This window comes from Microcoleus sp. A6-C6, assembly GCF_036705955.1.
GTDB lineage: Bacteria > Cyanobacteriota > Cyanobacteriia > Cyanobacteriales > Microcoleaceae > Microcoleus.
The window spans coordinates 1-2,202 of sequence record NZ_JAUBVR010000171.1 but is presented as its reverse complement, the minus strand read 5'-3'; the positions used below and the strand labels follow the sequence as shown (position 1 = coordinate 2,202).

The window sequence follows — 2,202 nt, the reverse complement described above, 5'->3', positions numbered from 1 at the left end:
TTATTTTTGAAGTTGACCCTGTTGCCAATTACCTTCTAGCTTAGTTCCATCTGCATAAATGTAGGAACCTTGACCGTGTTTCTGCCCGTTGAGAAAGTCACCTTGATAGCGATCGCCATTGGCGTAAGTACAGACACCTTTGCCGTTAAACTGACCCTCGCGAAATTCGCCTTCGCAGCGATCGCCATTGGCAAAAACATAAACACCTTTCCCGCTCATCTTACCCTTGACAAAAATGCCTTTATAGCTATTGCCATTAGCAAACTCGCGGACACCCTCACCATTAAATTCTCCATTCTCGAACGGGCCTTGATAACGTCCCCCTTCTTTAAAAGTTAACAACCCCTGACCTTGAGGGTTGCCCTTGACAAACTCTCCTTCATAGCGGTTGCCGTTCGGATATTCGCGAACCCCTTTGCCATCAAATTGCCCCTCACTAAACTGCCCCTGATAACTACCTCCGACCGCAAAGGTATAGGTTCCCTGTCCGTGAGGCAAATTACTCAGCAACTCTCCTTCGTAGCGGTTCTTATTAGCATATTGACAGACTCCTTTACCGTTAACTTTTCCTTCTTTAATATCTCCTTCGCAACGAGTGCCATCACTGAATGTAAAAGCCCCCCGCCCGCTGGGAGAACCCTTGGCAAAAGAGCCTTCATAACGAATGCCGTTAGTGGAAGTAAAAGTACCCGTACCGTCGAATTCGCCGTCTTTAAAAGTTCCTTCGTAGCGGTTGCCGTTAGCAAACTCGCGGACACCTTGACCGTTGAATTCACCAGAGGCAAATTCTCCTTGATATCGACCTTCTGCTTTAAAAGAATAGACACCTTTACCGTGAGGTTGGCCATTGAGAAATTGCCCTTCATAGCGATCGCCATTGGCATATTGGCAGAGACCAGGCCCGCTGAGTTTACCCTCGCTCAATTCTCCCTCACAACGTCCGCCATCGGGTAAAGTAATCACTCCGGCCATTGCGCTGTGAGGGTTTACGAATAACTCAGCCATTCCCAAGTTGGAGCCAAGTAATAGAGCGAATCCAAATCGCTGAAGTTTACTTAATGTTGCTGGCGACATTCCAAAATTCATAAGTTACACAAAATTCAATTTTTAACTTGGCAGTTGCTTTCTTGGTGCTATTGAATTCCCAGCCAAATTGCTAGGTTTCCAGAAAATCCCTACTCATTGAGCCGGAAGGTAATGGATGCTACTTTTCCTTGAATGCCGCTGTCTGATGAGGCAAATTTCCATCTTTCTACTGTTTTAATCGCAGCGCTATCGAAGTCGTCGTATTTGCTAGAAATCTCGATCGCGATGTTGAAGGCCTTACCGTTGGGGTCAATATCAAACTTGACTTTGACTTGACCCTGACGCCCTTCTTTTCTGGCGGCGCTGGGATATTCAGGTTTACCGCAGCTAATGCAAGTGCCTGGTGCAGGGCCCGAAGGACGGGAAGGACTCCCCCCTCCACCAGGGTTTTTCGGTTTTGGCACTGAGCCCGAACCGCTGCTAAATGGCTCTGAAGAACTCCCCCCAGCAGTTCCACTCCCACCGGATGCTGAGTTCGAGGGACTTCCTCCTGGGTTTGTGAGATCGGCGATCGCAGTTCCCGAATTGCGGCTGCTTCCAGGCCTAGTAGTTGTGACTGGCGGCCCCGCTGCGGGCGATCGAGCTATGGGCCCAGAACCCGTTGCAAATGGCTCTGAGGAAGAGCTTCCGCTTTCATTCTGGGGGTTTCCGCCTCCGGGGGCAGAGGTGGGGTTTGTGAGATCGGCGATCGCACTTCCCGAATTGCGACTGCTTCCAGGCCTGGTAGCTGTGACTGGCGGGCCGGCTGCGGGCGATCGGGCTATGGGCCCAGAAGCAGGATTTAATGCCTCTGAGGATGGCGAGGGCGAGTTATTGTTTTCAGGACTATTCGAGGACTTGGGATTTCCAGCATCTGCGGTAAAATCTGTGGCACTCTCAGCGCCCTTGGGGCGAGATTGGGTAACGGGTGGTTCGCTTTTAGGAGGTTCCTCGCTGGCGATCGGGCGATCGTTTTTGGGAGGATCGGGCGATGGGGTTTTGGGTTCGTTGGCGATCGGGCTTGGAGGAGTTTCTGGGGGAATCAAATCCTGTTTAGGTGCGATCGCAGAAGGTGCCTCTGGAATCGGCGGTGGTGTTACCGCTACCGGGGCTTCCTCTGGAATCGGCGGTGGCGTT

General features: G+C 51.2%; 2 protein-coding genes. Both read right to left on the bottom strand.

Annotation, left to right across the window (positions count from 1 at the left end):
- Entirely contained in the window at positions 1–1,005 is a 1,005-nt protein-coding gene (locus tag QUB52_RS28940; RefSeq protein WP_332976342.1) for a hypothetical protein, read from the bottom strand.
- A gap of 170 nt (positions 1,006–1,175) precedes the next feature.
- On the bottom strand, positions 1,176–2,202 hold a 1,027-nt coding region (locus tag QUB52_RS28935), incomplete at its 5' end, for an energy transducer TonB (RefSeq protein ID WP_332975557.1).

Coding starts and splice junctions, on each gene's coding strand:
- QUB52_RS28940 (WP_332976342.1), bottom strand. CDS start 1,005: ATGGCTGAGTTATTCGTAAACCCTCACAGCGCAATGGCCGGAGTGATT.